This is a genomic window from Methanobrevibacter oralis (genome assembly GCF_001639275.1).
GTDB classification, from domain to species: domain Archaea; phylum Methanobacteriota; class Methanobacteria; order Methanobacteriales; family Methanobacteriaceae; genus Methanocatella; species Methanocatella oralis.
Map to the genome: position 1 here is coordinate 1 of NZ_LWMU01000088.1, position 7837 is coordinate 7837.

Sequence of the window (7837 nt, forward strand, 5' to 3'; positions counted from 1 at the left end):
TTTATCAATTCATTATGCTTATTATCTGTTTTACATGCGTTTTCATATTTTTTGAAAAATTTTTTTGTCTGCTTTTTAAAGCCAAAATCCAAAAGACTTTTATGCTCTGAAAACCTAAGTATACTTGAAGAATGTGTGTTTTTTTGATTCATAATAATATATATTCTCCATTTAACTATAAATAACTTACTAATACTTATTTTTAAAAAATAATCAGTAATATTTCAAGTATAAAAAAAATAAAAAGAATTATATACTAAAACAAGAAAAACACGAATTTTAACATCATAAAAAACAAAGCCGATGTGAAATTTCAAGTGTAAAATATAGGATTTCAACAAAGCCGAAACCTGGAAAAAATGATGTAATTAAGTATAAATGATCCAGATTCAAGATTTTTATGATTAATAAAAAAAAAGGTAAAATGGGGAATTTGGATTACAATGGACAGATTGCTGTAGACTCACATAAAAGAATAATCCTAGCATCATACATAACAATACAATACAACAGACCATTACGAACTTGTTCCATTAAATGGAACAAGCACAATCAAATTTAACAGAAATATAACGATGAAAATGCCTGTTAATTACCAAGTAAGTGCAGATAATGACTATTCAACAGATGAAAAACACAGAATATCTTGAAAAAACATGGACCTTGACAGTTACATATCCTCACGAAAACTCTCAAGCAGGATGGGACATGAAATTTTTTAATTTTTCATAGAATTTTTTATTTTAAAAATTTTTTGCAATAATTTTATTTTTTCAGTTGTTTTCTATTGTTTATTTCGTTGTATATTCTCTTTTTAAGTTGTGTCTTATTGTGTATAGTTTAAACTCTGTATTTATTTGTTTTAAGTCTGTTGTTGTGAATTCTGTTAGGTGTATGTTTTGTTTCATGTTTGTAAATGGTAGTTTCTGCTGTTTTTTTTGAGCGTATTTTTGTAGATTTTTTTGGGGGCTTCTGTGGTTTTCCATTTTTCTTTGCATTTTTATTTTTTTTGGAAATGTTTTCCATAGTCACTGATTATTCTGTATCGTTGTGTTTTTACTGCAATATTCTTGTACTGGGCAGTTTTTGCATTCTTGGGTCCAATGTGTGATTCTTTTTTTGTTTTTGTATTGGTATTCGCTTTTTTTTTCTATAGTGGTTGACCAATGGGGGAAGATATAGGTCATCATTTTGTGATCATAGTTGATAATTAATCTTTGGAAAAATGGTTTTTTTTCGGACAATTATTTACTATTTTTTTTCTTTTTTCTTGAGAGTTTTCGTGAGGATATGTAACCGTCAAAGTCCATGTTTTTTCAAGATATTCTGTGTTTTTCATCTGTTGAATAGTCATTATCTGCACTTACTTGGTAATTAACAGGCATTTTCATCGTTATATTCCTGTTAAATTTGATTGTACTTGTTCCATTTAATGGAACAAGTTCGTAATGGTCTGTTGTATTGTATTGTTATGTATGATGCTAGGATTATTCCTTTATGTGAGTCTACAGCAATCTCTCCATTGTAATCCAAATTCCCCATTTTACCTCTTTTTTTATTAATCATAAAAATCTTGAATCTGGATCACTTACACTTAATTACATCATTTTTTCCAGAATTCTTTAAGCTTTTCTTCGAGTGTTTCAAGCTTTTTTATAAATTTTTTTCCAGGATTTTTCTTCTGGATTGTTTTAAGAAGTTTTTTTTACTTAAAGCTCTCAATTTATCTTTGGTCTACATCATTTTTTCAAAGGATTTATTGATTTTCTCTTACTGTTTCTTGGAATTTTTCTTTGTTTGTTAATATGATTCAGGAACACTAATTTTTCCAGATTCATCGCCCAATTCCAAATCTTCTTCTTGATCCAATTTATAATACTTTTCTTCCAAAGTGTTCTTTCCATGATTATTTTTAATTGTTGTTCATTGGTTATTATTTTTTAAAGATGTTTTTACTTTAGTTCCATCTAAAACTCTAAATGGCGGATTTTCTTCTTTTGCAAATCTTTAAAAGTTGTTTTAAAAGATTCATCAATTAAATCAGGTATAATCCAATTTGAATCTTATAAAATTGTCCTATAAACTGGCTTTTGCATGCCTGCTAAAGTACATATAAGAAAAATATCAGTTCTTGTTCTTCTCTCAATTAGGAGAAGACAATCCACCATCAAATAACACTCATCCAAACCAATCCTAAGCAACATTTCACGAGGATAAACAGGTTCACCAAGCTTATCACGAAAAACTCCTTGTTAGCTTCAGAACAATCAATTTAATCAACCACATTTTTAATACAAATAACACGGATGACCTTCAGGAATCAAATTACTCAAGTCCATAGACACCAACATAATCTGATTAACAGTATCATCTTTTAAAACCATAAATAAAACAACCATAAATATTAATATTTATAATAAAAGATTTTACTTCATAGTATATAAAATTAAAGGAAAAATAAGCGAAAAAAATTTTAAAAATTAATGAGAGTCATGTCCCATCCTGTTTTCATTTTTTATGTTCAATAATTTAGTTTTAGCATGAATCGGCTTAAAAGACCTAATTCTATTTTCATTGTTCTTTTTTATGTGTTTTGGGAATATTTTTTGGAATATTTTTTCGATTTTATTGATTGTGGATGGAATATTCGTGTTTTAAAGGTGGTTCGTTAATTTTTTAAAGTAGGGTATGATGAATTTCCATAGGATTTTTGTTTGTGAAGTTGTTTTGAGGGTATTTTTTATCAATCAAGATATTACGTAGTTTTTTTTAGCATCATTGAGTGTTTTCACATCCAATTATTTTATAAATGTCTAGTTTTAAATCTGTTAATATTTCTTTTTCTTCGTCTGTTAGTTGGTCTTTTTGTCGAAATAGTCTTTAAATCTTTTGTTTATGTTTTGTTTTACGTTAAATTTGCAGAAATGATGTTTTACTTTTAGTTTACCTATGGCTTCCCGATATTCGTATTTTAAGTCTGTTCCTATTGATATTTTCTTTTGATTTCTTAGTGATTCGTTTAAGAATTGATAAATGGTCTTAAAATCCTCTGATTCGACTAATTTGACTGAAACCAAAGTATTCAATTTAACGTCGAATAATGCTAAAACATAATTCCAAATTCCATTAATTTTAACCCAAAGACTGTCAAATAAGCAATAACTAGAATAAGTCCAATTCTGATAGTTAAATTGATAATTAGATGCTAATAATATGTTTTCTATGCTTTGATATGAAATTTCGATGTTGTGTTGTTTTTTTAAGTCAAATCGTATTTTATGGAGTCCTGCTCCATAAATTTAATATAAATTTCCAATACAATCAATAACAGGTAATGTAATATTTGAATTAGAATAAACAAGTGATGATAAATCAGTATAAAATACTTTAATGCATTTTTTTACATTTATATTTTTGAATAGTGCAAATTTGTTCTCCAATTCTTAAAAAAAAATTAGTTTTCTTTAGTAAATTCCATTTTTAACAGTATTTTTTGACTTACAACATGGACAAATACTAATTCTATTTTCAAAATAGATTTTACCTCTTTTTTCAAGTCTAATAAGATTATCAACAATATTTTCACAACCAAATCGGGAAAAATCATCAAATTAGCGGAATTCAGAAAAAACTCTGGAATAAAATCGAAAAGCTTATATTCTTTTAACTCCATACATTCATATGGAGCTTTAATATTGTCTTTAAACATATTAATATTTAAGTTCCACCTTATATATTAATTTTACTACTTTTAAATTAAAAATAAAGAAAAAATAGAACAAAAAAAATTCGTGACCCAAAAACTAGTGAAAATCAAAATCACACAAGTTTTTGAAAGAGCCAAATATAAAAATTAAGAGTTTAAACTACTCTTATATTAAATAATGTTTTTTTACAAGATGAATAATCTGTTTAGCTTCATTTGTTTGGGCTTTTGGAACTTTAAATGATATTGGCATACTTACTGATCCACCTTCGGCAAGGATAGTTGGATTGTTATCAACACCTATTTTGATATCTACATCAAAATCAAGGGTTCCTGCACTTTCAAATGAAATGGTTTTAATAGTTTTTTTAGGGAAGAATTTAACTTCAACTTTTTTACCACTTAATCCTTGCACATCAATTACATAAATTCCAAGATTTGTTAAAACAATCGAATCTCTTAAAAATGTGAAAGTTTGTATGATTTCTTCATTTTCAAACAAGTATTCATTTACTATACTTACGTCACCACCTACTTCGGCATGACCTACGACTTTATCGAATAATCCCATAATTTCACCTATACCTCTTTTTTTAACATTTAATGTATATAAATTTTGTTAATGTTTTTATGATGTTGAGTCATAATTAAATAGTATTATTAAATAAACAATTAAATGATAAAATGATTCTTAAGGTAAAAAATATTTCTAATATTGGAGGGATTGTAAAAGCACCACCTTCTAAAAGTTATTCTCATAGGGCTATTATTTTAGCTAGTTTGGCTAGGGGTACTTCAAGATTATATGATGTGCTTTTGTCTGAAGATACTTTTGCTTCTATTAATGTTTGTAAAGCTTTAGGAGCTAAAATTACACAATATGAGGATTATTTAGAAGTCCTTGGAACTTCAGCTAAGTTACATAATTCAAAAACAAAAGTAATTGATTTAGCTAATTCAGGAACTACTTTAAGATTAATGACAAGTATAGCTAGTCTTTGTGATAATGAAGTTATTTTAACTGGGGATGACTCTTTAAAAACTCGTCCAATGGATCTTTTAATGGATGCGTTAATACCTTTAGGAATCACTACAGAATCTTTAAATAATAATGGTAAAGCCCCAATTTTGATTAAACCAGGTTATGTTGGTGGTGATACTAATATTTTGGGAAATGTAAGTTCACAATTCATATCTTCAATTATAATGTCTGCTCCTCTTTCAGATAAAGGGGTAACATTATTTGTTCTTCCAGAATTTAAATCAAAACCTTATGTTAATGTGACTATTGATATAATGGGAAAATTTGGAGTAAATGTTTTAAAAAAATATTATTTAAAACATGAATCTTGTGATAAGGAATTTAAAAGTTGTAAGATTGATGAGTTTGTAATTAAAAAACAAGATTATGTGGCCTGTGATTATATAGTGGAAGGGGATTATTCATCAGCTTCATATTTACTTGCATGTATAGCTATTAATGGGGGTAAAGCTAAAATATTAAATTTATTTAAAAATTCTAAACAAGGTGATAAATTAATTTTAGATATATTGGAAAAAATGGGTGTTGATATTACTAGATATGATGATTATGTTGAAATTTCATCTAATGGTGATTTAAAAGCTGTTGATGTTGATTTATCTGATGCTCCAGATTTATTGATTACAGTAGCAGTCCTTGCCGCAATGTCTAATGGAACGTCTAATATTACTGGAGTTAGTCATGCAAGAGTTAAAGAAACTGATAGGGTAGATACTACTTGTCGTGAACTTGAAAAATTAGGTTGTAATTTAGTTGAATTTGAAGATGGAATGTCTATTACTGGTGGAGTTAATTCAGGTATTGTGGATTCATATGGAGATCATAGATTGGCTATGGCATTTTCATTAATTGGTCTTAAAAACGATATTGAAATTATAAATGGGGAAGTATTTGATGTATCATTCCCTAATTTTATAGAAAAAATGGCTGAAATTGGTTTTAATTTAGAGTTGGTATGATGAATAAAAAAGAAAGAGTGATTAAACTTATTGAATATTTAGAAGGTATTTTTAAAATTAGAGTCTTTTTAGACAAAGATCCATATAAAGTTTTAGTTAGAACTATTTTATCTCAAAGAACAAGAGATGAAAATACAGATCAAGCTACAAATAATTTATTTAGTAAATATAAAAATATTTATGAGATTGTTGATGCACCTATTGAGGATATTCAAAAATTAATTAAACCTGCTGGATTTTATCGAGTAAAAGCAGGAAGAATTCAGGAAGTTTCACAAATCTTAATTGACCAATATGAGGGTGAAGTTCCAAATAACTTAGAAGAACTTGTAGAGCTTCCAGGTGTAGGTCGTAAAACTGCAAATTGTGTTTTAGTTTTTGCATTTGAACTTCCAGCTATTCCAGTTGATACTCATGTGCATAGAATTTCAAATAGACTTGGTTTGGTTGATACTAAAAATCCTGATCAAACTGAAGAAGAACTTACAAAAATTGCTCCTAGTGATTTATGGATTAAATTAAATGATTTAATGGTTCAATTTGGACAAAATATCTGTAAACCAACTTCACCTCAATGTGAAATTTGTCCTTGCACTGATATTTGTGATTATTTTAATGGATTAATTATAGTTTGAATTAAATAAAATAGTAAATAGATGATAATATGGCAAATATACCTGAATTAAAAAGAGGAGTACTTGATAGTGTAGTGGATGCAATTGGAAATACTCCTATTGTAAAACTAAATAATTTAACTAAAAATTTAGATGCCGAAGTTGATGTAAAAATGGAATCATTTAACCCAACAGGGAGTATAAAAGACCGTGTAGCTGTTTCAATGATTGAAGATGCTGAAAAAAAAGGACTATTAAATAAAGATTCTGTAATTATTGAACCTACTAGTGGTAATACAGGTATTGGTCTTGGTTTTGCAGCTGCAGCTAAGGGTTATAAATTAATTTTAACAATGCCTGAAACAATGTCAATTGAAAGAAGGAAACTATTGGCTATTTTTGGTGCTGAAATTGTTTTAACATCTGGAGAAAAGGGAATGGGTGGAGCTATTGAAAAAGCTGATGAGCTTGAAAGAGAAACTTCAGGGGGAATTATTTTACATCAATTTGATAATCCTGCTAATGTTGATATTCACTCTAAAACTACTGCTCAAGAAATTTTAAGAGATACAGATGGAAATGTTGATATAGTTGTTGTGTGTGTTGGAACAGGAGGGACTATTACTGGAATAGGTAAAGCATTAAAAAAAGTAATTCCTAATGTTAAAATTGTTGCAGTAGAACCTAAAGACTCTCAAACATTAGCTAAGGGTGAAAAAGGATCTCATAAAATACAAGGTATTGGTGCAGGTTTTGTTCCATCTATTTATGATGCTGATGTAGTTGATGAGATTATTCCAGTATCTAATGAGGATGCAGGTGAAACTTTAGTCAATTTAGCTAAAAAAGAAGGAATATTTTCTGGAATTTCATCTGGTGCTGCTACATGGGCAGCATTAGAATTAGCTCAACGAGAAGAAAATAAAGATAAAAGAATAATTGCAATACTACCTGATAATGGTGAGAGATATTTATCTGTTGATTGGTTATTTGAGGCACTTTCAAAAACTTAAGTGATTTGAATTTTTATTAAATTTTCGTGTTGAGATTTTTTCTCTTTTTATTTTTCTTTATTTTTAATTTAAAAGTAGTAAATTTAATATATTAGATGAAGCTAATATATTAATATGTTTAAATCAAATATAAAAGCTTCAAATTAGTACTATGTCTGATAAACAATTTAAACTTTCCGATTTGATTCCGGAGTTTTCTCGATTCCGTACTAATGAGGATAAAACTCGTATTGGGTGTCAATCTATTGATGATTCATTTTTTGTTTCCACAAGAAAAGGTGAAAAGTATTTTAAACCATTAAATGTTGTTTGTCCTGAGTGTAAGTCTCATGATGTTGTTAAAAATGGAACTTATTCTAGAAAATATGATTTTTTTTATAGTTTTTCTCTAAAAATTTTTACCATATAGGTTTAGCCAATTTTCATAAAATGATTTGAAGCCAATAATTTCATAAAATTTATCTTTAAATAAGTTAATTAACTGATTTTCGGTTGTATAATAT

At 27.7% G+C, this 7837-nt stretch carries 8 protein-coding genes; 4 read left to right on the forward strand and 4 right to left on the reverse strand.

Annotated features, from left to right (window positions below; translation table 11 throughout):
• Positions 1-1210 precede the first annotated feature (1210 nt).
• From MBORA_RS10630 to MBORA_RS07410, 4 genes are all read right to left on the reverse strand, one after another.
• Positions 1211-1354 carry a hypothetical protein gene (locus MBORA_RS10630; protein WP_156482705.1) on the reverse strand — a complete coding sequence of 48 codons (144 nt, stop codon included), beginning with the start codon at positions 1352-1354 and terminating at the stop codon, positions 1211-1213.
• Positions 1355-2852: 1498 nt separating this feature from the next.
• A complete protein-coding gene (locus tag MBORA_RS11390) occupies positions 2853-3299 on the reverse strand; it encodes a DDE-type integrase/transposase/recombinase (RefSeq protein WP_332870914.1) in 447 nt (148 codons plus the stop codon).
• Between the two features lie 155 nt (positions 3300-3454).
• A complete protein-coding gene (locus MBORA_RS11215; protein WP_042694631.1) occupies positions 3455-3709 on the reverse strand; it encodes a hypothetical protein in 255 nt (84 codons plus the stop codon).
• Positions 3710-3872: 163 nt separating this feature from the next.
• Positions 3873-4277, reverse strand: a complete 405-nt coding sequence (locus MBORA_RS07410) for a PH domain-containing protein (RefSeq protein ID WP_042694633.1) — start codon at positions 4275-4277, stop codon at positions 3873-3875.
• A 113-nt stretch (positions 4278-4390) separates the two neighbouring features.
• Here MBORA_RS07410 and aroA point away from each other — a divergent pair, with 113 nt between their 5' ends.
• The 4 genes from aroA to MBORA_RS07430 all read left to right on the forward strand — a co-directional run bounded on the left by aroA (position 4391) and on the right by MBORA_RS07430 (position 7743).
• The gene (aroA, locus tag MBORA_RS07415; protein ID WP_042694635.1) at positions 4391-5707 is read left to right on the forward strand and encodes a 3-phosphoshikimate 1-carboxyvinyltransferase; all 1317 of its coding nucleotides are present in this window, start codon (positions 4391-4393) and stop codon (positions 5705-5707) included.
• Positions 5707-6342, forward strand: a complete 636-nt coding sequence (gene nth, locus MBORA_RS07420; protein ID WP_063720478.1) for an endonuclease III — start codon at positions 5707-5709, stop codon at positions 6340-6342. Before aroA ends, nth begins: the two co-directional genes overlap by 1 nt.
• Before the next feature lie 29 nt (positions 6343-6371).
• A complete protein-coding gene (cysK, locus tag MBORA_RS07425) occupies positions 6372-7334 on the forward strand; it encodes a cysteine synthase A (protein ID WP_042694639.1) in 963 nt (320 codons plus the stop codon).
• Positions 7335-7485: 151 nt separating this feature from the next.
• The gene (locus tag MBORA_RS07430) at positions 7486-7743 is read left to right on the forward strand and encodes a hypothetical protein (protein WP_063720479.1); all 258 of its coding nucleotides are present in this window, start codon (positions 7486-7488) and stop codon (positions 7741-7743) included.
• The last annotated feature ends 94 nt before the right edge of the window (positions 7744-7837 follow it).

What these genes read in the sequence shown, in the direction of transcription:
- MBORA_RS10630 (WP_156482705.1), bottom strand. Translation starts at nt 1,354, where the DNA reads ATGACTATTCAACAGATGAAAAACACAGAATATCTTGAAAAAACATGG.
- MBORA_RS11215 (WP_042694631.1), bottom strand. Translation starts at nt 3,709, where the DNA reads ATGTTTAAAGACAATATTAAAGCTCCATATGAATGTATGGAGTTAAAA.
- MBORA_RS07410 (WP_042694633.1), bottom strand. Translation starts at nt 4,277, where the DNA reads ATGGGATTATTCGATAAAGTCGTAGGTCATGCCGAAGTAGGTGGTGAC.
- aroA (WP_042694635.1), top strand. Translation starts at nt 4,391, where the DNA reads ATGATTCTTAAGGTAAAAAATATTTCTAATATTGGAGGGATTGTAAAA.
- nth (WP_063720478.1), top strand. Translation starts at nt 5,707, where the DNA reads ATGAATAAAAAAGAAAGAGTGATTAAACTTATTGAATATTTAGAAGGT.
- cysK (WP_042694639.1), top strand. Translation starts at nt 6,372, where the DNA reads ATGGCAAATATACCTGAATTAAAAAGAGGAGTACTTGATAGTGTAGTG.
- MBORA_RS07430 (WP_063720479.1), top strand. Translation starts at nt 7,486, where the DNA reads ATGTCTGATAAACAATTTAAACTTTCCGATTTGATTCCGGAGTTTTCT.